Source organism: Pseudomonas sp. H3_C08, from assembly GCF_054669455.1.
In genome coordinates this window covers 1,282,528-1,306,907 of the sequence record NZ_CP162803.1, presented here as the reverse complement: position 1 = coordinate 1,306,907, position 24,380 = coordinate 1,282,528, and the positions used below count along the sequence as shown (strand labels likewise).

The window sequence follows — 24,380 nt, the reverse complement described above, 5'->3', positions numbered from 1 at the left end:
GAGTCCGCGTGCGTTTATTACTGGTTGAGGATGACGTGGCGCTGGGTGAAGGCATTCATCAGGCGCTGGGCCGCGAGGGTTACACCGTCGACTGGCTCAAGGACGGCAGCAGTGCGTTGCATGCGCTGCTCAGTGAAACCTTCGATGTCGCCGTGCTCGATCTCGGTCTGCCGCGCATGGACGGCCTGCAAGTGCTGCGCCGCCTGCGCGACAGCGGTTCGAATCTGCCGGTGCTGATTCTCACCGCCCGCGACGCTACTGAAGATCGCATCGCCGGGCTCGACGCTGGGGCCGACGACTACCTGATCAAACCGTTCGACCTGGACGAACTCAAGGCACGCTTGCGCGCCTTGTTGCGGCGCAGTGCCGGGCGCGCCCAGGCGTTGATCGAGCATGCCGGCATCAGCCTTAACCCCGGCACCCAGCAAGTCAGCTATCAGGGCCAGCCTGTGGCCCTGACGCCCAAGGAATATCAGTTGCTGCACGAGCTGCTGTCGCCACCGGGCCGGGTGATGACCCGCGATCAGTTGATGCAGCTGCTTTACGGCTGGAACGAAGAAGCCGAAAGCAACACCCTCGAAGTGCACATCCATCACCTGCGCAAGAAGTTTTCCACCGACCTGATCCGCACCATCCGTGGTGTCGGTTATCTGGTGGAGGAGCGTCGATGACCTCGATCCGCCGCCGCACGCTGACCTTGATCATCGGCCTGTTGCTGGCCGGCCTCGCGGTGCTCAGCACCTTCAACCTGCACGACAGCAACCACGAAATCGCCGAAGTCTACGACGCGCAATTGGCGCAGAACGCGCGCCTGCTGCAAGGCGTGATGCGCATGCCCTTGGCCAGCAAACAGCACGCCGAACTGTACCAGGCGTTCAACTCGGCGCTGGGCGAAGCGGTGCCGCGCGGCGAAGGTCATCCGTACGAACGCAAAATCGCTTTTCAGGTGTGGAATCCTGCCGGTGATGTGCTGGTGCACACCGCCAGCGCACCGTCCTTCAGGGCGCCACCGACTCAGCCCGGCTTCAGCGACGTGGTGGATCTGAACAATCGGCACTGGCGCGCCTTTCTCCTTGAAGACAAACAGAACGGCCTGCGCATCTGGGTCGGTGAGCGCGACGATGTGCGCGCCGATCTGGTCGACCGCATCGTCCGTCACACGCTGTGGCCGAACGTGGTCGGCAGCCTGCTGCTCGCGGCGATGGTGTGGCTCGCGATTGGCTGGGGCCTCAAGCCGTTGGCGAACATGGCCGAAACTCTGCGCGCCCGCCACAGCGGTTCGCTGGAACCGTTGCAATTGGCGCCGCTGCCCAGTGAGCTGGAACCGATGCAGGCGGCGCTCAACCGTATGCTCGCGCAGATCCAGGAAGTGCTCGGCCGCGAGCGCCGTTTTATCGCCGATGCCGCCCACGAAATGCGCACGCCGCTGGCGGTGCTGCGGGTGCATGCGCAGAACCTGCAGGAGGCCGGCACCGAACAGGAACGCCGCGAATCGCTGGCGTTTCTGATCGCCGGGGTCGACCGCACCAGTCGCCTGGTCAACCAGTTGCTGACCATGGCGCGCCTGGAACCGAAACCCAACCCGCCGCCGCTGCAATCCATCGACCTCAGCGAAACCGTGCGCAACAGCCTGGTGCAATTGACGCCATGGTTGCTGAGCAAACACCTGGAACTGGCCTTTGAAGACAGCGCCCAGCCGTTCAACATCATGGCCAGTCCCGGCACGATCGACATTGCCCTGAACAACCTGATCACCAACGCTGCGAACTTCTCCCCCGAACACGGCGTGATCACCGTGCTGCTCAGCCAGGCCGATGGGTTTTATCACTTGAGCGTTGAAGATCAGGGGCCGGGCATTGATGAAGCGGACCGGGCGCGCTTGTTCGAACGTTTCTACAGTCGCGGCAATGCCCAGGGTGCGGGGCTGGGGCTGACCATCGTCAACACCATCGCCACGCGATTGAGCGGGCGAATCACTCTGGTCAATCGTGCCGAAGGTGGCCTGCGCGCAACGTTGTCGATCCCCGACGGGCAACCGCGCACCGTTGGGCAACGCAGCACTCGCGAGCCGCCGCAGATTTGAGTCTGATTGCGACGCCAGGAGCGCCATCACCCGGTAAAAACAGTGGCCGCACGTCGTAATCTGATCCAGATCAGTTCCCGGGGCAAACATCGGCGTAGAACAGAGTTAGCGCACGCCCCTGCGCGTTGCTCGTTCAGCCCCGATGGAGGCTCAGCTCATGCTCACTGTCAAAGACCACAATGACCGCGCGGCGCCGGCCTATGCCGCGCACCCCGGTGAATACTGGATCGAGTCGCTCAAGGATGGCCGCCACGTCTTGATCCGCGCACTTGCCGCCGAGGATCGCGAACGCGAATACGCGTTCATCAAACGCTTGTCGCCCGAGTCCCGACACCTGCGCTTTCTCGCGCAGATCAGTGAGCCCGGCACCGCGTTGCTCGATCAGTTGATGGACGTCGACTGCAAGCAACGCGCGGCCTTCATTGCACTGGCTCACGAAAATGGTGAATTGATCGAGATCGGTATCAGCCGCTACGCCGCCACGGGCGAACAGGATTGCGAGTGCGCGGTGACGGTCGCCGATGAGTGGATGCATCTGGGCCTGGCCACGCTGCTGATGGAACACCTGATCAAGACCGCCCGGCACAACGGTTTCAAGCATCTGTATTCGGTGGATTCGGCCAGCAATACGGACATGCGCGACCTCGCCCGATCACTGGGCTTTGAAACCCACAGCGATCCTGACGATGCCCACCAGGTCATTCATCGCCTGAGTCTGTAGCGCCATTCCTGCGCCCCGTACCCGCCAAAGGTGCGGAGCGAGGCGCCCGCCGTTGCCGCACGTGAACGCAGCAGACCCTCGTTGCGGGACGGCCTCAGATCGAACGCTGGTTGACCCGTGCCATCAGTTGCTCGGCGCTTTCCTTGCGCTCGGAATAACGGTCAACCAGATGCGCCTGTTGATCGCGCAGCAGCACGGTGAACTTCACCAGTTCTTCCATCACATCGACCACACGATCGTAGAACGGCGACGCCTTCATCCGCCCGGCGTCGTCGAACTCCATGTAGGCCTTCGGCACCGAGGATTGGTTGGGGATGGTGAACATGCGCATCCAGCGCCCCAACACGCGCAACTGGTTGACCACGTTGAACGACTGCGAACCGCCGCAGACCTGCATCACCGCCAGGGTTTTGCCCTGAGTCGGGCGCACGGCGCCGAGTTCCAGCGGGATCCAGTCGATCTGCGCCTTGAACACGGCGGACATCGCGCCGTGCCGCTCTGGCGAACACCAGACCTGACCTTCCGACCACAGCACCAGCTCGCGCAGTTCCTGCACCTTGGGATGGTCGACCGGAGCGTCGTCGGGCAGCGGCAGGCCGGACGGATTGAAGATCCGCGTTTCGGCACCGAAGTGTTCAAGCAGGCGCGCGGCCTCCTCGACCAGCAGACGGCTGAACGAGCGTTCGCGGGTCGAGCCGTAGAGCAGAAGGATGCGCGGTTTGTGTTCGCCCAAAGGGGACGCTCCTTCGAACAGCGAATGATCAAGATGGGGCAGGTGTTCTGACATATGTCCTCCAGCTCAGAGAGAGCCGATACGATCCAGCTCACGCTGGAGATCAGCGCGGCTGAGTGCTTTAAATGGCAGGCCGAGAAAGGTCGCGCAGCGCCGTTCGATGATCGCCAGCGTGGCAGCAAACGCCGCGTCCACGGCGACATCGTCGCCGATCACATCCGAGGGATCTGCCAGGCCCCAATGGGCTTTGAGCGCGGGGCCGAAGTACACCGGGCAGCTCTCACCTGCGGCCTTGTCACAGACGGTGATGACAATGTCTGGCGGATTGTCTTCGAACGCGTCATTGCCCTTGCTGGATAAACCATCGATGGCAATGCCAGCCTTTTGCAGCGTCGACAGGCTGCGTGGCAACACTTGGCCTTTGGGGAAACTTCCGGAACTCACGGCCTCGAATCCGGGGCGCGCCAGATGATTGAACATGGCTTCGGACAGGATGCTGCGGCAGCTGTTGGCCGTGCACATAAACAGGACTCGCATGTTTTCTCTTTCCTCAGCAGCAGGCAGCTCCGCGAACCGGACGCCCGTCCATGTTCTGCAGGCGGGCGGCGTTGTCCTTGAGCCAATCGGCGTTGGCTTTGGACGTCACTTGCAGGATTTCGCGAACCCACGCAGGAAGATCAGGGTTGAGGCGGTAATAGACCCATTGCCCCTGACGGCGATCGAGCAGCAAACCATTGCTGCGCAGTTGCGCGAGGTGGCGGCTGATTTTTGGCTGGCTGTCGCCGAGTGCGCACATCAGTTCGCAGACGCAGAGTTCACCTTGATCGGCGATGAGCAGCATGGCGCGGACGCGGGTTTCGTCGGCGAGGCTCTTGAAGACTTCGGTGGGGGTGATCATGGAACGGGCTCATCACATACGGAAATTCGAATATACGGATATCCATATATAAATCAACTTTGAATTTGTCGCCCTCCCTGTAGGAGTGAGCCTGCTCGCGATAGCGGTATGTCTGTGAGTCAGATGTCGACTGGCACACCGCTATCGCGAGCAGGCTCACTCCTACAAAGGATCTACGGTTGGCGGGACTGTCCGCGTAAAAGCCCCTGCTCCGCCTCACACAACCCCACCACATAATCCCAGACCACTCGCAGCCGCACCGACTTGTGCAACTCGCGCCGGGTGCTGATCCAGTAGCTGCGCTCGATGCTTTCATCCGGCAGCAACGGCACCAGATCGGGATCCGATTCGGCCATGTAGCAAGGCAGCACCGCAATGCCCAATCCCGACCGCGCCGCTTCCTGCTGAGCAATAACGCTGGTGCTATGGAACACAACCCGAGGGCTGCGGCAGAAGCTGTTGAGAAACATCAATTCCTGGCTGAACAGCAAATCATCGACATAACCAATCCACGCATGCCGCCCAAGGTCTTCGCGGCTTTGCAGTGGCGGGGCTCTATCGAGATAGCGTTGGCTGGCGTACAACGCGAGTCGATAGTCGGTGAGTTTGCGCGTGACCAGCATGTCCGCCGCCGGGCGCTCCAGATGGATGCTGATTTCCGCCTCACGGTTGAGGATGCTGACGAAGCGCGGCACCGCGACCAGTTCCACTTCCAGCCCCGGATAACGCTCGAACAAGCCGATCATGCGGCTGGCGAGAAACTTGATGCCCAGCCCTTCGGTGACGCCGACACGAATCTTGCCCAGTGGCGCAGTGGATTGGGTGATCTCTTCCTGCGCCAGCAACGCCACGTTTTCCATCGCCTCAGCATGCTTAAGCAGCGCCTCCCCCGCCGGGGTCATTTCGTAGCCTTGGGCGTGCTGGACGAACAGCGCGGTGCCGAGGCTTTTTTCGATGGCTTCGATATGGCGGGCAACAGTGGCGTGGGTGGTGTTGAGGCGGCGGGCGGCGGTGAGCAGGCGGCCGCTGCGTTGCAGCTCGAGAAAAAACCGCAGGTCGTTCCAGTCGAACATGGCGTGTCCTTGTCGGCTATGGTCAATGCAGGCTGTTTAAAAACGCACAGCGGCTGCGCAAAAACTAACATTCTTTTAACGAAAGCTAACAACTAGAGTGTCCGACAATAAAAACAAAAAGCGAGGTCAGGGAATGCAGACTTCCCTTGATGAATACGACTACATCGTGGTCGGCGCCGGCCCTGCCGGGTGTTTGCTGGCCAATCGACTGTCGGCGGATCCGCAGCAGCGCGTGCTGTTGCTCGAAGCCGGCGGGCGCGACAACTATGCGTGGATTCACATTCCTGTCGGTTACCTGTTCTGCATCGGTAACCCGCGCACCGACTGGTGCTACAAGACTGAACAACAACCGGGTCTCAATGGCCGCGCGCTGAGTTATCCGCGCGGCAAAGTGCTGGGCGGTTGCTCGTCCATCAACGGCATGATCTACATGCGTGGCCAGGCCAACGACTACGATCGCTGGGCGGCCGAGGGCAATCCGGGCTGGGCCTGGAATGACGTGCTGCCGCTGTTCAAACAGAGCGAAAACCACTTCGCTGGCGCGGCTGAATTCCACGGCGCCAAGGGTGAATGGCGGGTCGAACAACAGCGCCTGTCGTGGCCGATTCTGGATGCGTTTCGCAGTGCGGCTGAGCAAAGCGGCATCGCCAGCATCGACGACTTCAATCAGGGCGACAACGAGGGTTGCGGCTACTTCCAGGTCAATCAGAAATCCGGCGTACGCTGGAACGCGGCGAAGGCGTTTTTGAAACCAGTACGCGAACGGACGAATCTGACGGTGCTGACCGGGGTTGAGGTGGATCGGGTACTGCTGGAGGACGGACGCGCCTCGAAGGTCAGTGCGCGTCACCAAGGCCAGAGCAAACAGTTCAAGGCGCGCAAGGAGATCGTCCTGTGCGCCGGCGCCGTCGGTTCGCCGAGCATTCTGCAGCGTTCCGGAATCGGTCCGCGGCCGCTGCTCGAACGCTTGGGCATCGGCGTGATTCATGAGCTGCCGGGCGTTGGCGGCAACCTGCAGGATCACCTGCAACTGCGCCTGATCTACAAACTGGAAAACGCGCGCACGCTGAATCAGATCGCTGGCAGCGTGTGGGGCAAGATGGGCATGGGCCTGCGTTATTTGTATGACCGCAGTGGGCCGCTGTCGATGGCGCCGAGTCAGTTGGGCGCGTTTGCGCGTTCAGGGCCGGAGCAGACTTCGGCGAATCTGGAATATCACGTGCAACCGCTGTCCTTGGAGCGTTTTGGCGAGCCGTTGCACAGCTTTCCGGCGTTTACCGCTTCGGTGTGCGATCTGCGTCCGCAGAGTCGTGGACGCATCGATATTCGTTCGGCGGATCCACAGGAAGCGCCGCTGATTCAACCCAATTATCTAAGCCATCCCGAAGACCTGCGCGTGGCAGCAGATGCCATCCGCCTGACCCGCCGCATCGTCAGCGCCCCGGCCCTGCGCGCATTCAAACCGATGGAATATCTGCCCGGCGCCAGCCTGCAAAGTGACGAAGAATTGCAGCAAGCGGCGGCGAAGATCGGCACGACGATTTTCCATCCGGTTGGCACCTGCCGCATGGGCAATGACGGCGATGCGGTGGTCGACGCGCAGCTGCGCGTGCACGGTGTGCCCGGTTTGCGCATCGCTGATGCTTCGATCATGCCGCGCATCACCTCGGGCAATACGTGTTCGCCTACGCTGATGATTGCGGAAAAGGCTGCTCAACTCATCTTGGCTAAACCTGTACACACCTCTCCTGTGGGAGCGAGCTTGCTCGCGAAAGCGGAAGTTCACTCAACATAAACGTTGACTGACACGACGCCTTCGCGAGCAAGCTCGCTCCCACAGGGATCTGCTACACATTAACGGCATCGCGCATCACCCGGACACGCAACACCAGTGGAACAACAAAAACAATCACTGTGAGGGATACCGATATGTCAGAACACGTTCAGCCGCTGGACGCCGTGCGCAGCGCGGAGACCAGCCCGGATACACGCAAAGTCATCTTCGCTTCCTCACTGGGGACGGTGTTCGAGTGGTATGACTTTTTCCTCTACGGCGCCCTCGCGGCGGTGATCAGCAAACAGTTTTTCGCCGGGGTCAACGACACCACGGCGTTCATCTTTGCGCTGATGGCCTTCGCCGCCGGCTTTATCGTGCGGCCGTTCGGGGCGCTGGTGTTCGGTCGGTTGGGGGACATGATCGGGCGCAAATACACCTTTCTGGCGACGATCATTCTGATGGGCGTGGCGACCTTCTGCGTCGGCCTGCTGCCGACCTACGCCAGCATCGGCATCGCCGCGCCGATCATTCTGGTGCTACTGCGCATGCTCCAGGGTCTAGCGCTCGGCGGTGAATACGGTGGCGCAGCAACTTACGTTGCCGAACACGCGCCAATCGGCAAGCGCGGTTTCCACACCAGCTGGATTCAGTCCACCGCCACTCTCGGCCTGTTGCTGTCGCTGCTGGTGGTGCTCGGTTGCCGCTACTTCACCGGCGATCAGTTTGAAGTCTGGGGCTGGCGGATTCCGTTCCTGCTGTCGATCGTGCTGCTGGGCATTTCCACCTGGATCCGCCTGAGTCTGCATGAGTCCCCGGCCTATCTGAAAATGAAAGAGGAAGGCAAAACCTCGAAAGCGCCGATCCGCGAATCCTTCGGCAAATGGGAAAACCTCAAGGTCGTGTTGATCGCCCTGTTCAGCATCAACGCCGGGCAAGCGGTGACCTTCTACGCGGCGCAGTTCTACGTACTGTTCTTCCTCACCCAGTTCCTGAAAATGGACCCGGCGGTGGCCAACACCTTGCTGATCATCAGTGTGGTGATCGGCGCGCCGTTCTTCATCTTTTTCGGCTGGCTGTCGGACAAGGTCGGCCGTAAACCGGTGCTGATGCTCGGCTTGCTGCTGGCCACGGCGCTGTACTTCCCGATATTCAAATCCCTCGCGCACTACGCCAACCCGGCGATCGATCAGGCCAGCCGTCAGGCACCGATCACCGTGCTGGCGGATCCGGCGACTTGCACCTTCCAGTTCGATCCGGTGGGCAAAGCCAAATTCGACAGCCCGTGCGACAAGGTAAAAACCTTTCTGGTCAAACAGGGCCTGCCCTACTCCAGCGCCGCCGCCCCGGCCGGCAGCGCCGTGCAAGTGAGCGTCGGCGACGTCAAGCTCGATGGTTTCGACGAGGCCGCACTGCGCGGCGCGATCACCCTCGCCGGCTACCCGCAACAGGCCGATCTGCAGCAGATCAACAAGCCAATGATCGTCGCCCTGATCGTGGCGCTGATCATCATCTCGGCGATGTGCTACGGCCCGCTCGCGGCGCTGATGGTCGAACTGTTCCCGACGCGTATTCGCTACACCTCGATGTCGCTGCCGTACCACATTGGCAACGGCTGGTTTGGTGGATTTCTGCCAACGGTGTCGTTTGCGCTGGTGGTGTACACCGGGGACATTTTTTATGGGCTGTGGTATCCGGTGTTGATTACCGGGGTGAGCCTGGTGGTGGGGATGATCTGTTTGCGTGAGACGAAGAATATCGATCTCGACAAGAACTGAAACTCAACCAGGCAACTCAATCGGCGAGGGCTTTGACCCTCGCCGTTTTTTTGCTCAGGCATCAGCCTTGATCACCTCGAACTTCACCTGATCGGGATAAAACGCCACGTAGTCCTTGATCGGCCCGACCGAGATTTTCGGTTTCTCATATGTCCACACCGCGTTTGCCCCTTCATGCCCCGGCACTTGCAGACTGAAGTAATTGGCGTCGCCCTTGTACGGGCAATAACTGGTGTGGTCGGTGCGGGCGAAGTACTTTTCGTCGATATCTTCGCGGGGGACGTAATAGACCGGCGGGTAGTTGGCTTCGTTGAGGATCAATACGTGGGACGAGGCGGCGACCTGGATGCCGTGGAATTTCACTATCAGGCAGCCGGGAAGTTGTTCGAGGGCAATGACGGGACTAGGGCCGGAGCTTTTCATGGGGTTCTCCTGAATACGGCGAAGAGACCGGTTCAGGTATAGCTCATTGGTTCTGGTTGGGGTGGGTTTGCAGCTGAACGGCCCCATCAACTTCAAAAGCCCCTCACTGTAGAGACCGGTACATCCTTTACAAATTAGACCGGGGACATCGTTTACACCTTTACAGGCTTGAAACGCGTTTGGCGCCTCTTTCAAGCCTGCCTAAACAGTGGCTGCAAAGGTACAGTTCCCAAGCGTCACCAGCCACTTCCTTCAACGCGATGTCCTCTCCAATTAGAGCCTCTCCTAGAAAAATCAGCTGTCCTTTCCATTTAATTTCCCCATTTGACCGAACCTTACGTACTTCAACATCGGAACCGTATTCAAGCGCAGGCAAGTAACCGGGATAAGCGCGTATCGACGGGCGATAGACAGATGCCGGCGGTTTCATGCCCAGCGCGGTGTGCGGTCGGTGGTGGTTGAAGTCTTGGATGAAATCCTGAAAAGCCAGCTGCTGGCGCACCAGGTTTTCCGCCGGTGGCACTGCTGCCTTTAGCGTTCGATGCATCCGTTCATGTCGACCATTTTGGTCGGGACGGCCAGGTGTAGTCGTTTCGACATGGATTCCGAGCCTGATGAACCAAACCGATAACTTCGAAAGTCGCGCCAGACCTGTCGACGCAAAAGGAGCGCCATTATCAGTGCGGATCACATCCGGCAGCCCATATTCTCGAAAAGCCCACTCGAAGCCTTCCCGCGTCGGCGCTCCGTGCGTACTGGGCAAAGCGCGACAGACGAATAAAAAGCGGCTCATCTGATCGGTAATGGTCAGCGGATAGCACCAATTACCGTCCTGCATTTTGAACTGCCCTTTGTAATCAGCACACCAAGTCTGGTTGGGCGCGTCGACCGGACGCAAATGTGTTGGAGCACGGGGACGCGGGGGATAGGGCCGTCGCGCCACCACCAAACCAGCTTTCTTCAACCACTCCCCGGCGGTACTCGCCGCCGGCCATTGGATATGCGGATCGGAATCGCGCAGGCGACCAATGATCTGCTTGGGTCCCCGATCGGGATTTTCATTTTTCTTGGTCAGCAGCGTGGCAATGATTTCGTCGGCCGTTTGATGAGGACAGTTCAACGGCTTGCGCGATAGCTCTTTCAAGCCATCTACGCCCAACGCTGCATACCGTTCCAGCCACTTGTCGATGGTTGGACGGCTGACGCCGTAGCGCCGGCTTAATTGGCTCTTGGTATAGCTGCCGCTGAGCCAGTCACTGACTAACTTCACTCGTTGATCCATTGGGGACTCTTGATTCCAGGGCATGGTCAGCACCTCCTGACCATGATTAATACCTGTAAACCATGTCCCCGGTCTCAAACGTAAAGGATGTACCCGGTCTTTACCCACCCCAGCCCTCTCCCCGAGGGAGAGGGGAGCCTACCTAGGTGTCTTTAGTTCTACATCGACCTGAACGTGCGGTTTCGATTATGGATTCAAAGCCAATCGTTCAAGTCGGTGAATTTCGCCAATATCCCCCAATCAGTCCCCTCTCCCCCTGGGAGAGGGTTAGGGTGAGGGCCGCTCTCCAGGCATCACGCAACGATATCAGCCGCCACCGCTTGCCCAACCACACCCACAGCAAAGTCCACCGCCCCCTGCCCCGTCATGTCAACCATCAAACTGGTCTGATTGGTCTGCGCGAAGTAAGTCAGAATCGCATCGCCCGCATGCCCGGTGAAGCCACTGACAAAATTCAACGACGCCGCACCCGTGGCGAAACCGGCGATGCCCGACAGGTCGATCTTGTCCAGACCGCTGGTGAAATCCATGATCCAGTCCGGTGCGGTCATGTTCGAGTCGCTGGCCGCGCCAAACACGAAGGTGTCTGCCCCCTCGCCACCCCATAAGGTGTCCCCACCGCCACCACCATAGAGGATGTCGTTGCCGGCACCGCCGACCAGATCGTTGGCGGCCGCATTACCCATCAGCAGGTCATTGCCCGAACCGCCCAGCGCATTCTCCACGGTCACACCGTAAGCAACGGAAACGTTGCCGACCAAGCCACCAACATCGGAGAACGAACCTTCATTGAGGTTGATCTTCTGGTTCTGACTGAAGCCGGAGAAGTCCAGCGTATCGTTGCCGCCGCCGTCCCACACCGAGAACACCACTTTGGAGGACGCCGAAGTAGCGCTGTAAAAATCGCGCTCGGCAGTGGAATTGAAACCGTACGTGGTGTCATCGGCACGGGTAGCGTAGTTGGCTCCATACAATTTTTGCACCGCGACAATATCGTCGAGCAACGGCGCCGAGGCGTACGCGCCGCTGCCGTCCTTGCTGAAATTCTGATCGGTGTTGGCTTCGCTCCAGTAGCTCATCAGGCTGTAGCCACGGGTGTCTTCGGCGTACTTGGCGTCGTTATAGGTCGGGTTGCCGTTGCCAGCGTTGTAGGCGCCCGGGTGCGACAGGCCGAGGGTGTGACCGATCTCGTGGGTCAGGGTCTGGCGCCCGTAGTTGTTGGTGTCCGGGGTCTTGTTGACCTGATATTGATCGTTGATCAGGTACCACGACTGGCCGTCATAGCCACCGCCGCTGGGCAGGTAAGCGAATGCCGCACCACCGGTGCTGACGTCGTAGTTGCCGAACGTCATGTGGCCATCGCCGCCCTTGCCTTCGCTAAAGGTGACGTTGGCGACGTCGGCCCAGGATTGCATGGCCAGCACAGCCTGGGCTTTTTGCTGGGCGCTGAACTCGCTGAAGTTGCCCAGCTTGACGTTGTAATTCGCCGGTTTGTCGGTCAGAAAGCTGTAGCTGAGGTCGATCTTGCCATCAGCATTCTTGTCGCCCCACGACAGGCCTTTGCGCAGGATTTCATCAGCGGCCTGGTCAGCGGTAAATGAGGGTTTGCCGTTGACCAGCCCAACGCCACGGTCATACAAGTGGCTGAAAGCATCGACCTGGTCGAAGGCGCTGGTGGTTTTGGATTTGGCTTGAGCCATGGTGGACTTCCTTGTTTCTGAGTAGTCAGTGTCGACAGACCACGGCGATCTTCTGGCGAGATCGTCCTGTCACTCGCGTGTTTGCATCGGCGAAAAACCTGACACAGGCGCAAACCGGGCGCTAATCAATTTCTCGATAGCCCGGCCTGCGTCCCTGTATTACCCGTCATGTGCTGCAATGCTTTTTATCTGTATATCCATACAGATAAAAGTTGCCGCTGACGCCAAGTCCGGCCATTCTGTGCACCTGTGCGGACCTTGATCGACGTGGGTGGTTATGCGGTTGTACCTCTGTGAAAAACCTTCTCAGGCCAAAGACATTGCGGCCGTGCTCGGCGCCAGGCGTCGGGGCGACGGCTGCTGGCTGGGAACAGACGTCACGGTGACCTGGTGCATCGGCCACTTGCTCGAAACCGCCCCGCCGGACGCCTACGACGCCCGCTACAAGCGCTGGGTCCTGGCCGATCTGCCGATCATTCCGGACAAGTGGAAAATGACCGTCAAGCCGCGCACCGCCAGCCAGTACAAAGCGGTCAAACGCCTGCTCGGCGAGGCCAGCGAGCTGATCATCGCCACCGACGCCGACCGTGAGGGCGAGATGATCGCCCGGGAACTGGTCGAGCACTGTCGCTATCGCGGGCCGATCCGGCGTTTGTGGCTGTCGGCGCTGGACGAAGCTTCGATCCGCAAAGCCCTGGCTGCACTGAAGCCGGGGGCCGAAACCTTCAGCCTGTATCACTCGGCGCTGGGCCGCTCGCGGGCAGACTGGCTGATCGGCATGAACATGAGCCGGCTGTTCACGCTGCTGGGTCGGCAATCGGGTTATCAGGGCGTGTTGCCGGTGGGCCGGGTGCAGACGCCGACCTTGCGCCTGGTGGTGGATCGCGACCGCAGCATCGCCGATTTCGTGCCAGTGCCGTTCTGGGCGATTGATGTCGATCTGCTGCACAACGGCATACCGTTTACTGCGCAGTGGCGTGCGCCGTCGGATGCCTGTGACGATCAGGATCGCTGCCTGAATCAGGCGTTGGCCCAGCAAGCGGCGGCTGCGATCAGCAGCGCTGCCAGTGCCCGGGTGGTCAAGCTGAAAACCGAGCGCATGCGTGAAGTGGCGCCCCTGCCCTTCGATCTCGGCACCTTGCAGGAAGTCTGCTCGAAGAAACTCGGCCTCGGCGCGCAGGAAACCCTCGACATCGCCCAGGCTCTCTACGAAACCTACAAAGTCGTCACGTATCCACGCAGTGATTGCGGTTATTTGCCGCTGAGCCAGCACAGCGAGGCGCCGGGGATTCTCGCCGCGTTGCGGCAGGCCGATCCGGGTCTTGAGGCGCTCAACGGGTTTCTGGAGCCGCAACGCAAATCCCGCGCGTGGAACGACGCCAAGGTCAGCGCGCACCACGGCATCATTCCCACCGCAGCGGCGAAAAATCTTGAACGCCTGACCGGCAAACACCGCGCGGTCTACACGCTGATCCGCGCGCGCTATCTGGCGCAGTTCCTGCCCAATCACGAATACGATCGCACCCAGGCCGATTTCGATTGCGCTGGTGAAGCGTTGCGTGCGGTCGGCAAGCAGATCATCGAACCGGGCTGGAAACGCGCACTGCCCGAGGCGCTGGCAGCGGCCAAGGGCCGCGAAGCACCGGTACCGCAAACCTTGCCGGCACTGACGCAAGGCGTTGAGTGCGCGGTGGCTGACGTCAAGTTCAAGGATCTGTGGACGCAACCGCCCAAACCCTACACCGAAGGCGATCTGATCAAGGCGATGAAAAACGTCGCCAAACTGGTGGAAGATCCGCTGCTCAAACAGAAGCTCAAGGACACCACCGGGATCGGCACAGAAGCGACCCGCGCCTCGATCATTCAGGGCTTGCTTGACCGCGGCTATCTGGTGAAAAACGGCAAAGCCCTCGCCGCTACCCCGGCGGCGTTCAGCCTGATCGACGCGGTGCCCCGCGCAATTGCCGACCCCGGCACCACAGCCATCTGGGAGCAGGCGCTGGACATGGTGCAAAGTGGCGAAATGAGTCTGGAAGAGTTCGTCACCAAACAGGCGGCGTGGATGAGCAAACAGGTGACGCGCTGTTCCAGTCTCAGCCTGACCATCAGCGGCCCGCCACCAGCCGGTAAAGCGGCGGCCCCGTGGAAGAAAAAACGCAAATCGACCCGTAGCAAAACCACGGGTACGACAAAACGCACAGCGAAACCGTCAGGCAAATAAAACCCGCTAGTGTTTCTGCAAGGCTCAGCACTTTCAGGAACTCGGCGCATGGCCAATATCGAACTGCACCCCGCCCAGCGCGATGAGCTGGATATCGTCGAAAACCTCATGCAGTTCTACATGTACGACTTCAGCGAGTGGCTGCCACTGAAGCTCGCCGAGCACGGCTTTTTCTCGATCCAGCCGAAAATCGACTACTGGCGCCATCCGGCCACACAACCGTTCCTGATTCGCGTCGATGGCGAACTCGCCGGTTTCGTGACCGTCGATAACGAAATCCACATCGCCGGGGCCGAACACAACATCGGCTATTTCTTCATCGCCCGACGCTTTCGTGGCCAAGGCGTCGCGCAGTTTGTCGTCTCTGCCCTCTTGAGCCAGATCCCCGGTCAGTGGCAGATTTTCCATATCGACGCCAACCTGCCGGCACAACGCTTCTGGGCTGGGCTCATCCCGCAATTGAGCGGCGGCGATTTCACCCGCCAGCAGCGCGAAGTGGACGGTTATCCGTGCACTTTCTACGTGCTGAATACGCCTTTTTCCGTCGCCTGAACGGATTCTTTCTCATTCCAAAACAGCTTTGTCCGACAATATGTAGTGAACAAAAATAATCACTACAAAACCGTTGACGGCGTCGTTTTGCTTTTGCATGATGAAGACGTTCCCCGATCGGGAACACCAGTAACACGCTTGAGCAAACTCGTCTGACCGCCGAGTTGTTTTTTCCGGATACACGCTGCCCACAAGGCAGATTGAAGAAGCTGACCTGGCCTGAACGTCCAGTACAAGGACGAGAAGCGCTGGCGAAAATTCTCAAGACGCTTGTGGCTGACACGGTAAATGTCGTCAAGGAGCCTCCCGGTTTTCGCTGCTTCTCCTCGTTGTGACGCTATTGCGTAGCAGTTATTCAACACGACTACATGCAACAGATGCACGACCCCGTACTTCACACGGGCGAGCGCTGACGTCCTGGTTTCGGTGCCAGGGATCAACTAACCGATGGGCTACCTGTATTAGCGAATCAACTTTGAAAGATCACCAGACTGGTCAAGGGGCAATATCATGAATCTGAACAATCAACCTACTATCGAAGAACTGGCTCGTATGTTCGCTGCGCAGAAAGACAGCCATGACAGCCATATTCTCTGGATCAGCAAGTCGGGTCAGGTGCATATCGACTGCCTGGCGACCCATGCTGACGAAGACGAGTTCGACCGCAACCATCAGAACCTGCTGGCCCGCCTGAAGATGTACCGCCGCGGCCACGGTTATGTTGGCAAGAAAGCCGCGGCCGACAAGGACTTCATCGGGAATGTTCTGCAAACGCTGAAACAGGCGTGGGATTCGATGCAGAACCACAACGAAGTTCGGGTGATTGATCGGTTCTGCTGAGCTAGTCATTAAATAATTGAAAGGCCTGCTTCCTTAAAGGAAGCAGGCCTTTTTTTGTTCGCTTGCATTGATTTGGCGTGACTGGAATTGTGGCCCCTCACCCCAGCCCTCTCCCGAGGGAGAGGGAGCCGATCGAGTTGTATAAAATCATCCGTCAACCGGACACACTGAGTTGATTATGGATTCAGCAAAACACTTTCAGGTCGGCGTATTACTCCAACATCTATCGGTCAGTCCCCTCTCCCCTTGGGAGAGGGTTAGGGTGAGGGCATCCCCCAGCCCAACACCATTTCAGCAAACGCCACCGCCGCCGCACTGTGATAATTATTGCGCCGCCGCAACACCGCCGCTCCACGCTGCGGCGCCTCGCTCTCCACGCGCAACCGGCGCAATGCCCGATCCTCCGTCGCAATCGCCTGCGGCAACATCGTCGCCAAAGGCGAAAAACGCACCACTTCCAGCAACGTACTCACCGAATTCACCTCGATCCGCACCTGCGGCGTAATCCCATGCTGACGAAAATACTCATCCACCGATAACCGCGTGATGAAGTCCGGCGCCAACAAGGCGAAATCCAGTGAAGCGATATCTTCCGGCGTCAGCACCGCCACACTGTCATACAGCGGATGCTCACGCCCCACCATAATCCCCAGCGTTTCGGTAAACGCCGGAATGCATTCGATATCAGCATTGCGCACCGGCGTAAACGCAATCGCAATATCCAGCGAGTCATCTGCCAGCCCCGCCTCGATGTCGTCCATCGACAGCTCGAAAATCTGTAAATGAATCCCCGGATAGCGCGCAGCAAAATCGCGCACCAACGGGCCGACCAGGTAAGCCATGAACGTCGGTGTCATCGCCAGACGCAACGTCCCGCGAGACAAATCCTTCACGTCATGCAACGCGCGCTTGCCCGCCTCCAGCTCCACCAGCACCCGTCGCGCGCATTCGATGTAGGCCTCGCCAGCATCGGTGGGTTTGACCGTCCGCGAGGTGCGATCAAACAGATTGACCCCCAGTGTCTCTTCCAGTTGGCGAATCTGCTGCGACAGGGTCGGCTGTGAAACATGCAACGCCTCGGCGGCACGGGTAAAGCCGCCGTGATCGGCAACGGCCAGCAGGTAACGCAAATGTCGCAGCAGCATGGGAACACCATCTATAGGCAGGGCTTATGCCAAGTATTGTATATCGGTCTTGGACGCTATGGATGAATCGGCAGAAGATCACTCCCACACAGCAAGCCAACCCCTGAAAGGAGTGACACCATGCAACAGTCCCACGCCTACAACGACACCAGCCTGGCCCTGACCACCCGCATTCTCGACGCCAAGGCACGCAAAGATCTGTCGTGGCAGGATCTCGCCGATGACACCGGCCTGAGCCTGGCGTACGTCACCGCTGCCCTGCTCGGTCAGCACCCGCTGCCGGAAAACGCCGCCCAAGTGGTCGGTGACAAGCTGGAACTGAGCGCTGAAGACGTCGCGGCGATGCAGATCATCCCGCTGCGTGGCAGCCTCAGCGGTGTGCCGACCGACCCGACCATCTACCGCTTCCACGAGATGATCCAGATCTACGGCACCACCCTCAAAGCCCTGGTTCACGAGCAGTTCGGCGACGGCATCATCAGCGCGATCAACTTCAAGCTCGACATCAAGAAAGTCGAAGACCCGGAAGGCGGCTCCCGCGCGGTGGTCACCCTCGACGGCAAGTTCCTGCCCTTGCGTCCGTTCTGATCCGCACCGGCCCGCACCCTGCGTGCGGGCCAACCCACCCCAAATGGTTACCCGTCACCACTGCGTCTGGAGGCTGCCCCATGCAAAAAATTCTACTGATCCTGGCCCTGCTCGGCGGCTTTTCCGTCCAGGCATCTGCCGCTGACGAAGCCGTCGCCTATCGCTACGGCATGCAACTGGATATCGCCCAAGTGCTGAACATTACTCCGGTCGCCGATGTGTGTGGCGTGGTGCCGGTCGAGATGACGTATCTGGACAGCCACGGCGGCAAGCACATTCTTCAATACAGCGAATTCGGCAGCGGTTGCTCGAACTGAGAGGACAACACCATGAAAAACCTGATTGATGGCTTCCTGAAATTCCAGAACGAAGCGTTTCCGCAACGTACCGAACTGTTCAAACACCTGGCGACCACGCAACAGCCCGGCACGTTGTTCATCACCTGTTCCGACAGCCGTGTAGTGCCGGAACTGCTGACCCAACAAGAGCCCGGCGAGCTGTTCGTCATCCGTAATGCCGGCAATATTGTGCCGTCCTACAGCCCGCATCCGGGCGGGGTTTCGGCGACGGTGGAATACGCGGTGGCGGTGCTCGGCGTGACCGACATTGTGATCTGCGGCCATTCGGACTGCGGTGCGATGACGGCGATCGCCCAGTGCAAATGCATGGATCACCTGCCCGCCGTCAGCGGCTGGCTGCAGCATGCCGAGTCGGCGAAAGTGGTTAACGAATCACGACCGCATGCCAATGACGCGGCGAAATTGAGTTCGATGGTGCGCGAAAACGTGATCGCGCAACTGGCGAATATCCAGACCCACCCAAGTGTGCGTCTGGCTCAGGAAAAAGGCCTGCTGAATCTGCATGGCTGGGTGTATGACATCGAGACCGGCTCGATCGATGCGCTGTCCGCCGACCGCCGCACGTTTGTGCCGCTGGCCGAGCAACCAGCGACTTGCGCGATCCATGCACAAACCACCCACGCCGCCTGAGCAACTGATCGCTCCCACGCTGGAGCGTGGGAACGATCATTGTCCGCCAGATCAACGTTTTACCGTGAGATCGATCTGGGTCATGCGGCTACGCACGGTGAACACGCCATCCCCCGAAAGAATCGCACTGCGCGCAAACAAGCGCCCACTCTCCCAGTTCGAAAGCCCCAACTCTGGTTTGTTGAGCGCGTACTGCCCATCGACCCAACGGGTAATGCCGTTGCCCACGAACGGCGCGTTGACCGCGTTGTAAAAGCGCTCCTGAACCTGCGCGTCTTCACTGATCAACGACACAGTGAACTGCGGGCTGTAGCGGTTGAACAGCGCAATCGCCTGATCCAGATCGTCAACGATCATCAGGCTGACTTCCGGGGTTTCTTCCCATTCCCACTCGCGGCCCAACGCCGATTCCGCCAAGGGTTCGGCCAGTGCTTCGGCCTGATAACCCTCGGCGCGATAGACCTCGACCGTCGCGTTCTGCCACTCGCTCGGCAAGTAACTTTCGCTGCCTTCGACGATGTGCAGTTTGCAACCCTGGCCACGCGCGGTGCCGGCCTGTTGCAATGCCTCAAGAAACAACGGCACCAGTTCCGCCGCGCGATCACGCTGGATCAGGCAGACGTTCAACGTATTGCAGACTTTGCGATCCAGCGAGTTGCGCACCACGGCGGCGAAACGTTGGGCATCGGCATCACGATCGGCAATCAACCACGCGCCCCCCGTGCCGTGCAGGCTGACAGCGGTGCCAGCCTGCTGGGCGATACTGCCCAACTGACTGACCGCACGACCCGAACCGCGCGCCACCGCCAGCGACAAACGCCGGTCAGCGAACATCGCCCAACCGGCGGCATGATTGACGCTTTCGACCAACGACACCGCGCCGGCCGGCAGACCGGCATCGGCCAGCGCCGGGTTCAACGCATGAGTGACGATGGCCTGCGCGGTGCCCAACGCATCGCTGCCAATGCGCAAAACGGCGGTGTTGCCAGTGCGCAAGACACCGGCCGCGTCGGCGAACACGTTCGGCCGGCCTTCAAAGACAAACGCGACGATGCCCAACGGCGAAACCACTTGCTCGACCTTCCAGCCATCATGCTCAACGCTGCTGAGGACTTTGCCGCGCGTGGCTGCGGCATCCCGCCAGGCGCGCAGGCCGGCGATCATGTCGCCACGCATGCGCTCATCGGCGAGCAATCGGGTGGTGGAACGACCGCGCGCCTTGGCGCGTTCGATGTCCGCGCGGTTGGCGGTTTCGATGTGAGCCCAGCACGCAGGGGTTTCCAGACGTTGCGCAAACAGGTCGAAAAACTGGCTGATGGCCTCATCGGACACCGCCGACAACGCCGTGAATGCCGCTGCCGCGCGCTCGATCGCTACCGACGCAGCTTGCTGATCCGCCACGGGAATCAACAGCAACTCGCCACTGACCTGCTCCACCAGCAGATGGTCTCCGGGCTGAAAGCGCGCGGCCAGTTCGGGGCTGACCACGGTGACGCGGTTACCAGCGAAAGGGATCGGCGTGCCAGCGACTAGACGTTCGAGCGCGAGAGACATGAAGCGGATTCACCATGCAGGGAGCGGCCGGAAAATGTATAGGAACACCCTCTCCCCAGGCAACACAAAACCCTTGTGGACAACAACATCCTGTGGGAGCGAGCTTGCTCGCGAAAGCGGTGGATCTGATACATCAATGTTGGCTGACCTGACGCCTTCGCGAGCAAGTTCGCTCCCACAAGGTTTTGTGGTGTTTGTGTGATCGGGTCAGAAGACTGACCAGCCAATCCGCGCGCTAAGCATCTCCAACGCCGCCATGCCCGCCAGCGAGTTCCCGGCGGCATTCAACTCCGGCGACCACACGCACACCGTGAACTGCCCCGGCACCACCGCAACAATCCCGCCGCCGACGCCACTCTTGCCCGGCAAGCCAACGCGATAAGCGAAGTTGCCCGCTTCGTCATACAGCCCGCTGGTGGCCATGATCGAGTTGACCTGCTGGGTTTGCCGACGCGTGAGGATCTGTTCGCCGCTGTGTTTGCAGAAACCGTCGTTGGCCAGAAAGCAGAACGCCCGCGCCAGATCAATGCAGTTCATCCGCAACGCGCAGTGGCTGAAATAACTGCGCAGCACCGCTTCGACGTCGTTGTGGAAGTTGCCGAACGACTGCATCAGGTACGCCATCGCCGCATTGCGCGCGCGGTGCTGGTATTCGGAATCGGCGACTTTGCCGTCGATCATGATCTGCGGATTGCCTGACAGACGCCGGACGAAGTCACGCATCGACAGGGTCGGTGCGGCGAAGCGTGACTGGTTGATGTCGCAGATCACCAGCGCGCCGGCATTGATGAACGGATTGCGTGGCCGGCCGCGCTCGAATTCCAGCTGCACCAGCGAGTTGAACGGCTGCCCGGACGGCTCGTGACCGAGGCGTTCCCAGATCGCTTCGCCGGAATGATCGATCGCCTGCACCAGGCTGAACACCTTGGAAATGCTCTGCACCGAGAACGGCGTCTCGGCGTCACCGGCGCAATACATCTCGCCGTCGTTGCCGTACACGGCGATGCCCAGCTGATTGGCCGGCACGGTGCCGAGGGCAGGAATGTAATCAGCCACCTTGCCCTGCCCGATCAACGGGCGGACAGCGTCAAGAATCTCGTTCAACAGCGCTTGCATGCCGGGTTCCGAAGTCTCGCCCCATGGGATTGCGGGGACACTGGGGCTAGACGCTGCGCCCGCCCGTCGAATCACACCGGCCGCCATCGTGGTGAATGTTCTAGGCTCAACCGCACATCCAAAAACGGGAGAGCAACCATGCAACTCGAAGGCTCCTGCCATTGTGGCGAGGTCACATTCAGCCTCACCAGCGCCCATCCCTACCCTTATCAACGCTGCTATTGCTCGATCTGTCGCAAGACTCAGGGCGGCGGCGGTTATGCGATCAACCTTGGCGGCGACGCGACCAGCCTCAAGGTGCGCGGGCGCAAACACATCAGCATTTACCACGCGAAGATGAAAGACGAAGGCGCCAAGCGCGCCCATCGCAGCACGGCCGAGCGGCATTTCTGTTCATTGTGCGGCAGCGGCTTGTGGCTGTTCAGCCCGGAATGGCCGGAACTGATCCACCCGTTTGCCTCGGCCATCGACACGCCGTTGCCGGTGCCGCCGGAGCAAACGCATTTGATGCTCGGCTCGAAAGCACCGTGGGTGGAAATCGACGTTAAAGCGAAAGACAAACAGTTTGACGTCTACCCCGAAGAATCCATTGCCCAATGGCATGAACGCCTCGGTTTGACCCGCTGACCGCGTAACTCCAGGCTCCCCCCCTGGAGTGAGCCTGCTCGCGATAGCGGTGGGGCAGTAGCAAAAATGCCGATTGGACTGACCCCTTCGCGAGCAAGCTCGCTCCCACAATGATCTCTGGCGTTCACAAATCCAATGTGGGAGCGAGCCTGCTCGCGAAGGGGCCGGCACAGGGCAGCGCATTTAATCCAGATGCGCCCAGGTCATCCGGAACGACGCCCCACCCCAAGGCGAATCGCCCACCTCAACCTGCCCGCCATGGGATTGCGACACCCGCCGCACCAGCGCCAGGCCCAAACCAAATCCGCCGGTACGGCGATCGCGGCTGGCATCCAGCCGCGAAAACGGTTCAAAGATTTTCTCGCGCCCATCCACCGGCACGCCCGGCCCGTCGTCGTTGACCCGCACCTGGTAATAATCGCCCGTGCGTTCCAGCGTCACCTCCACGCGCTGCTCGGCATAACGAATCGCGTTGCGCAGCAGATTGATCACCGCCCGCGCCATGAATCGCGGTTCGATGCGCACTGTGTCGATCCGGCAATCCGCGATCAGCAACTGCACGCCCGCCGCCTCTGCTTCAAGCGCCACGCTGCCAACTACGCTATCAAGCCAATTGGCAGCCTGGATGTTTTCGCGCTTGATCACCGTTGCGCCGCGCTCAAGGCTGGCGTAGGTCAGCAGCTCGGACACCATCTCCTCCAGTTCACCAAGGTCGGCGTACATGTCGGCGATCAGCTCGCGGTTCTGACTGGCGTCCGGCTGTTGCTTGAGCTGGTCGAGCTCAAACGACAGCCGTGCGATCGGCGTGCGCAGTTCGTGAGACACGGCATTGGTCAGCTCACGCTGATTGGCGATCAGCCCTTCGATGCGCGCCGCCATCAGATTGAAGTGTTCGGCCAGATCGCGAATGTTCGAGCGTTTCGACAATTGAATGCGCACCGACAGGTCGTTATCGCCGAAACGCTCGGCGGCCAGGCGCAGTTTCTCCAGATCACGCCAGTGCGGACGTACCCAGAAAAACAGCACGATGCCGATCAGCACGGCGATCATCAGGTAGGCAGCGGCGATGTAGAACGGCATCAGGCTCGGCTCGGCCGGCAAGCGGATGCTGAGCAACTGCGGCCCCTCGTCAATCGCAGAAATGTACTGGGTGTACTTGTCGCGGATCACCAACAGCCCTTTGGCCAGCTCGGCTTTTTCCTCGTCGCTCAGGGCCAGTTCAGAGGCGTCGACCAGCGTCAGCCCCAAACCATAATGCGGGCGGATCGTTTCCAGCTGTTGTTCCCGGGCCGGGCCGTCGAAGTCGCGCAACTGCTGGCCCAACGTCCAGGCTTGGCCGCGCACGGCCTCACGGTTGTAGTTCTGCATCTGATAATCGAGCAAGGCATCAAAAGTGCGCTCGACCGTCTGCAAGGCCAGCACCAGACCCAACGTCATGACCAGAAACAGCCCGAGAAATAACCGCAGCATCTACAGCTCCCACGCGAACGGATTGAACAGATAACCCTTGCCCCACACAGTCTTGATACACATCGGCTCGCGGGGATTGTCTTTGAGCTTGTTGCGCAATTTGCTGATGTACACATCGACGCTGCGATTGAGCCCGTCGAAGGCAATCCCGCGCATGCGATTGAGAATGTCATCCCGCGACAGCACTTTGCCGGCCGCGCTGGCCAGCAACCACAGCAGCTCGAATTCCATGGTGGTCATTTCGATGACCTCGCCCGCCAGCCGCACTTCACGGCAACTGCGGTCGACGCTCAACTGACCGAACTCCATAAAACTCACCACATTGCTGTCCGGCACCTGCCGCCGCTGCAGCGCTCGCAGCCGGGCCAGCAATACCGGTGGCTTGATCGGTTTGATCACGTAGTCATCGGCGCCGGACTCCAGACCGAGGATATGGTCGAGGTCATCTTCCTTGGCCGTCAGAATCACGATCGGTGTGTCCGACACGCTGCGAATCTCCCGGCACACGTGCAGACCGCTCTGCCCCGGCAACATCAGGTCGAGCACCACGACTTTCGGTTTGAATTCGAGAAAGGCAGCCACGGCCAGATCACCGCGATGCACCGTGCGCACCTCGTAGCCGTGTTGTTCGAGAAAGTGGGCGATCAGCGCGGCGAGGCGCTCATCGTCTTCCACCAGCAGGAGTTTGCCAAAACCCAGGTTATCCATAACGACCGTCTGCCGCCCATGTGTGAAGTGGTCGGCATTATGGCGGCAATCGCGATGAAGGCGTTTGCTTCAGGCAGCAAAAACCGGCCGCTGGGGCCGGTTTTC

Annotated in this window: 24 protein-coding genes; 12 read left to right on the top strand and 12 right to left on the bottom strand. The window is 60.0% G+C overall.

Annotated elements, in window-relative coordinates; genetic code table 11:
* Positions 1 to 8: 8 nt before the first annotated feature.
* From AB4N74_RS06060 to AB4N74_RS06050, 3 genes are all read left to right on the top strand, one after another.
* On the top strand, positions 9 to 671 hold the full coding sequence (locus AB4N74_RS06060; protein WP_007910671.1) for a response regulator: 663 nt from the start codon (positions 9 to 11) through the stop codon (positions 669 to 671).
* Positions 668 to 2,083, top strand: a complete 1,416-nt coding sequence (locus AB4N74_RS06055) for an ATP-binding protein (RefSeq protein WP_460098686.1) — start codon at positions 668 to 670, stop codon at positions 2,081 to 2,083. The genes AB4N74_RS06060 and AB4N74_RS06055 overlap by 4 nt, the downstream gene beginning before the upstream one ends.
* A 157-nt stretch (positions 2,084 to 2,240) precedes the next feature.
* Positions 2,241 to 2,804 (top strand): N-acetyltransferase family protein, encoded by a 564-nt coding sequence (locus tag AB4N74_RS06050; protein WP_460098684.1) that lies wholly within the window; start codon positions 2,241 to 2,243, stop codon positions 2,802 to 2,804.
* 94 nt (positions 2,805 to 2,898) lie between these two features.
* On the opposite strand, the gene arsH is transcribed toward AB4N74_RS06050, so the two are convergent.
* The 4 genes from arsH to AB4N74_RS06030 all read right to left on the bottom strand — a co-directional run bounded on the left by arsH (position 2,899) and on the right by AB4N74_RS06030 (position 5,508).
* Complete coding sequence (arsH, locus tag AB4N74_RS06045; protein WP_093437161.1) at positions 2,899 to 3,591, bottom strand: arsenical resistance protein ArsH; 693 nt, start codon at positions 3,589 to 3,591, stop codon at positions 2,899 to 2,901.
* A gap of 12 nt (positions 3,592 to 3,603) precedes the next feature.
* Positions 3,604 to 4,074, bottom strand: a complete 471-nt coding sequence (locus tag AB4N74_RS06040) for an arsenate reductase ArsC (RefSeq protein WP_093437157.1) — start codon at positions 4,072 to 4,074, stop codon at positions 3,604 to 3,606.
* Between the two features lie 13 nt (positions 4,075 to 4,087).
* On the bottom strand, positions 4,088 to 4,435 hold the full coding sequence (locus AB4N74_RS06035; RefSeq protein ID WP_460098681.1) for a metalloregulator ArsR/SmtB family transcription factor: 348 nt from the start codon (positions 4,433 to 4,435) through the stop codon (positions 4,088 to 4,090).
* A 173-nt stretch (positions 4,436 to 4,608) separates the two neighbouring features.
* Positions 4,609 to 5,508, bottom strand: coding sequence for a LysR family transcriptional regulator (locus tag AB4N74_RS06030; protein WP_460098679.1), 900 nt, complete (start codon positions 5,506 to 5,508; stop codon positions 4,609 to 4,611).
* Positions 5,509 to 5,641: 133 nt separating this feature from the next.
* Here AB4N74_RS06030 and AB4N74_RS06025 point away from each other — a divergent pair, with 133 nt between their 5' ends.
* Together AB4N74_RS06025 and AB4N74_RS06020 are read left to right on the top strand one after the other, a co-directional pair.
* A complete protein-coding gene (locus AB4N74_RS06025; protein ID WP_460098677.1) occupies positions 5,642 to 7,303 on the top strand; it encodes a GMC family oxidoreductase in 1,662 nt (553 codons plus the stop codon).
* Between the two features lie 134 nt (positions 7,304 to 7,437).
* Positions 7,438 to 9,060 (top strand): MFS transporter, encoded by a 1,623-nt coding sequence (locus AB4N74_RS06020; RefSeq protein WP_016982967.1) that lies wholly within the window; start codon positions 7,438 to 7,440, stop codon positions 9,058 to 9,060.
* Between the two features lie 54 nt (positions 9,061 to 9,114).
* Here the strand turns inward: AB4N74_RS06020 and AB4N74_RS06015 are convergent, their stop codons facing one another.
* The 3 genes from AB4N74_RS06015 to AB4N74_RS06005 all read right to left on the bottom strand — a co-directional run bounded on the left by AB4N74_RS06015 (position 9,115) and on the right by AB4N74_RS06005 (position 12,465).
* Entirely contained in the window at positions 9,115 to 9,483 is a 369-nt protein-coding gene (locus AB4N74_RS06015; protein WP_093437143.1) for a DUF427 domain-containing protein, read from the bottom strand.
* A 160-nt stretch (positions 9,484 to 9,643) separates the two neighbouring features.
* The gene (locus AB4N74_RS06010) at positions 9,644 to 10,789 is read right to left on the bottom strand and encodes an integrase core domain-containing protein (protein ID WP_460098675.1); all 1,146 of its coding nucleotides are present in this window, start codon (positions 10,787 to 10,789) and stop codon (positions 9,644 to 9,646) included.
* 269 nt (positions 10,790 to 11,058) lie between these two features.
* Positions 11,059 to 12,465, bottom strand: coding sequence for a serralysin family metalloprotease (locus tag AB4N74_RS06005; RefSeq protein ID WP_460098673.1), 1,407 nt, complete (start codon positions 12,463 to 12,465; stop codon positions 11,059 to 11,061).
* Between the two features lie 277 nt (positions 12,466 to 12,742).
* Between AB4N74_RS06005 and AB4N74_RS06000 the strand changes: the two genes are divergently transcribed.
* The 3 genes from AB4N74_RS06000 (at position 12,743) to AB4N74_RS05990 (ending at position 16,078) form a co-directional block, all read left to right on the top strand.
* The gene (locus tag AB4N74_RS06000; RefSeq protein WP_093437133.1) at positions 12,743 to 14,686 is read left to right on the top strand and encodes a DNA topoisomerase III; all 1,944 of its coding nucleotides are present in this window, start codon (positions 12,743 to 12,745) and stop codon (positions 14,684 to 14,686) included.
* A 48-nt stretch (positions 14,687 to 14,734) separates the two neighbouring features.
* Positions 14,735 to 15,238, top strand: coding sequence for a GNAT family N-acetyltransferase (locus tag AB4N74_RS05995; protein WP_460098671.1), 504 nt, complete (start codon positions 14,735 to 14,737; stop codon positions 15,236 to 15,238).
* A gap of 510 nt (positions 15,239 to 15,748) precedes the next feature.
* Positions 15,749 to 16,078 carry a hypothetical protein gene (locus AB4N74_RS05990; RefSeq protein WP_160039397.1) on the top strand — a complete coding sequence of 110 codons (330 nt, stop codon included), beginning with the start codon at positions 15,749 to 15,751 and terminating at the stop codon, positions 16,076 to 16,078.
* Positions 16,079 to 16,335: 257 nt separating this feature from the next.
* Here AB4N74_RS05990 and cynR read toward each other — a convergent pair whose 3' ends face one another.
* On the bottom strand, positions 16,336 to 17,223 hold the full coding sequence (cynR, locus tag AB4N74_RS05985) for a transcriptional regulator CynR (RefSeq protein WP_460098669.1): 888 nt from the start codon (positions 17,221 to 17,223) through the stop codon (positions 16,336 to 16,338).
* Positions 17,224 to 17,343: 120 nt separating this feature from the next.
* Here cynR and cynS point away from each other — a divergent pair, with 120 nt between their 5' ends.
* The 3 genes from cynS (at position 17,344) to AB4N74_RS05970 (ending at position 18,800) form a co-directional block, all read left to right on the top strand.
* Positions 17,344 to 17,811 (top strand): cyanase, encoded by a 468-nt coding sequence (gene cynS, locus AB4N74_RS05980; protein WP_093437115.1) that lies wholly within the window; start codon positions 17,344 to 17,346, stop codon positions 17,809 to 17,811.
* Between the two features lie 80 nt (positions 17,812 to 17,891).
* Positions 17,892 to 18,128, top strand: a complete 237-nt coding sequence (locus tag AB4N74_RS05975; RefSeq protein ID WP_093437110.1) for a DUF2790 domain-containing protein — start codon at positions 17,892 to 17,894, stop codon at positions 18,126 to 18,128.
* Between the two features lie 12 nt (positions 18,129 to 18,140).
* Positions 18,141 to 18,800, top strand: a complete 660-nt coding sequence (locus tag AB4N74_RS05970) for a carbonic anhydrase (RefSeq protein ID WP_257358211.1) — start codon at positions 18,141 to 18,143, stop codon at positions 18,798 to 18,800.
* A 51-nt stretch (positions 18,801 to 18,851) separates the two neighbouring features.
* Here the strand turns inward: AB4N74_RS05970 and AB4N74_RS05965 are convergent, their stop codons facing one another.
* Both AB4N74_RS05965 and glsB read right to left on the bottom strand, forming a co-directional pair.
* On the bottom strand, positions 18,852 to 20,354 hold the full coding sequence (locus tag AB4N74_RS05965) for an aldehyde dehydrogenase family protein (protein WP_460098666.1): 1,503 nt from the start codon (positions 20,352 to 20,354) through the stop codon (positions 18,852 to 18,854).
* Positions 20,355 to 20,561: 207 nt separating this feature from the next.
* Positions 20,562 to 21,470: a glutaminase B gene (gene glsB, locus AB4N74_RS05960; RefSeq protein ID WP_007911001.1), complete on the bottom strand. Its 909-nt coding sequence runs from the start codon at positions 21,468 to 21,470 to the stop codon at positions 20,562 to 20,564.
* A 138-nt stretch (positions 21,471 to 21,608) separates the two neighbouring features.
* Here glsB and AB4N74_RS05955 point away from each other — a divergent pair, with 138 nt between their 5' ends.
* Entirely contained in the window at positions 21,609 to 22,097 is a 489-nt protein-coding gene (locus AB4N74_RS05955) for a GFA family protein (protein WP_460098664.1), read from the top strand.
* 183 nt (positions 22,098 to 22,280) lie between these two features.
* On the opposite strand, the gene AB4N74_RS05950 is transcribed toward AB4N74_RS05955, so the two are convergent.
* Both AB4N74_RS05950 and AB4N74_RS05945 read right to left on the bottom strand, forming a co-directional pair.
* Positions 22,281 to 23,567, bottom strand: coding sequence for an ATP-binding protein (locus AB4N74_RS05950; protein ID WP_460098662.1), 1,287 nt, complete (start codon positions 23,565 to 23,567; stop codon positions 22,281 to 22,283).
* Positions 23,568 to 24,275 carry a winged helix-turn-helix domain-containing protein gene (locus AB4N74_RS05945; protein WP_093437091.1) on the bottom strand — a complete coding sequence of 236 codons (708 nt, stop codon included), beginning with the start codon at positions 24,273 to 24,275 and terminating at the stop codon, positions 23,568 to 23,570.
* Between the last annotated feature and the right edge of the window lie 105 nt (positions 24,276 to 24,380).

Excerpts from the sequence above, each read along its gene's own strand:
- AB4N74_RS06035 (WP_460098681.1), bottom strand. The coding sequence starts at position 4,435 with ATGATCACCCCCACCGAAGTCTTCAAGAGCCTCGCCGACGAAACCCGC.
- AB4N74_RS06040 (WP_093437157.1), bottom strand. The coding sequence starts at position 4,074 with ATGCGAGTCCTGTTTATGTGCACGGCCAACAGCTGCCGCAGCATCCTG.
- cynS (WP_093437115.1), top strand. The coding sequence starts at position 17,344 with ATGCAACAGTCCCACGCCTACAACGACACCAGCCTGGCCCTGACCACC.
- AB4N74_RS05955 (WP_460098664.1), top strand. The coding sequence starts at position 21,609 with ATGCAACTCGAAGGCTCCTGCCATTGTGGCGAGGTCACATTCAGCCTC.
- AB4N74_RS06015 (WP_093437143.1), bottom strand. The coding sequence starts at position 9,483 with ATGAAAAGCTCCGGCCCTAGTCCCGTCATTGCCCTCGAACAACTTCCC.
- AB4N74_RS05995 (WP_460098671.1), top strand. The coding sequence starts at position 14,735 with ATGGCCAATATCGAACTGCACCCCGCCCAGCGCGATGAGCTGGATATC.
- AB4N74_RS05970 (WP_257358211.1), top strand. The coding sequence starts at position 18,141 with ATGAAAAACCTGATTGATGGCTTCCTGAAATTCCAGAACGAAGCGTTT.
- AB4N74_RS06010 (WP_460098675.1), bottom strand. The coding sequence starts at position 10,789 with ATGCCCTGGAATCAAGAGTCCCCAATGGATCAACGAGTGAAGTTAGTC.
- glsB (WP_007911001.1), bottom strand. The coding sequence starts at position 21,470 with ATGCAAGCGCTGTTGAACGAGATTCTTGACGCTGTCCGCCCGTTGATC.
- AB4N74_RS06055 (WP_460098686.1), top strand. The coding sequence starts at position 668 with ATGACCTCGATCCGCCGCCGCACGCTGACCTTGATCATCGGCCTGTTG.
- AB4N74_RS06020 (WP_016982967.1), top strand. The coding sequence starts at position 7,438 with ATGTCAGAACACGTTCAGCCGCTGGACGCCGTGCGCAGCGCGGAGACC.
- arsH (WP_093437161.1), bottom strand. The coding sequence starts at position 3,591 with ATGTCAGAACACCTGCCCCATCTTGATCATTCGCTGTTCGAAGGAGCG.
- cynR (WP_460098669.1), bottom strand. The coding sequence starts at position 17,223 with ATGCTGCTGCGACATTTGCGTTACCTGCTGGCCGTTGCCGATCACGGC.
- AB4N74_RS05990 (WP_160039397.1), top strand. The coding sequence starts at position 15,749 with ATGAATCTGAACAATCAACCTACTATCGAAGAACTGGCTCGTATGTTC.
- AB4N74_RS06030 (WP_460098679.1), bottom strand. The coding sequence starts at position 5,508 with ATGTTCGACTGGAACGACCTGCGGTTTTTTCTCGAGCTGCAACGCAGC.
- AB4N74_RS06050 (WP_460098684.1), top strand. The coding sequence starts at position 2,241 with ATGCTCACTGTCAAAGACCACAATGACCGCGCGGCGCCGGCCTATGCC.
- AB4N74_RS05975 (WP_093437110.1), top strand. The coding sequence starts at position 17,892 with ATGCAAAAAATTCTACTGATCCTGGCCCTGCTCGGCGGCTTTTCCGTC.
- AB4N74_RS06025 (WP_460098677.1), top strand. The coding sequence starts at position 5,642 with ATGCAGACTTCCCTTGATGAATACGACTACATCGTGGTCGGCGCCGGC.
- AB4N74_RS06000 (WP_093437133.1), top strand. The coding sequence starts at position 12,743 with ATGCGGTTGTACCTCTGTGAAAAACCTTCTCAGGCCAAAGACATTGCG.
- AB4N74_RS06005 (WP_460098673.1), bottom strand. The coding sequence starts at position 12,465 with ATGGCTCAAGCCAAATCCAAAACCACCAGCGCCTTCGACCAGGTCGAT.
- AB4N74_RS05945 (WP_093437091.1), bottom strand. The coding sequence starts at position 24,275 with ATGGATAACCTGGGTTTTGGCAAACTCCTGCTGGTGGAAGACGATGAG.
- AB4N74_RS05950 (WP_460098662.1), bottom strand. The coding sequence starts at position 23,567 with ATGCTGCGGTTATTTCTCGGGCTGTTTCTGGTCATGACGTTGGGTCTG.
- AB4N74_RS05965 (WP_460098666.1), bottom strand. The coding sequence starts at position 20,354 with ATGTCTCTCGCGCTCGAACGTCTAGTCGCTGGCACGCCGATCCCTTTC.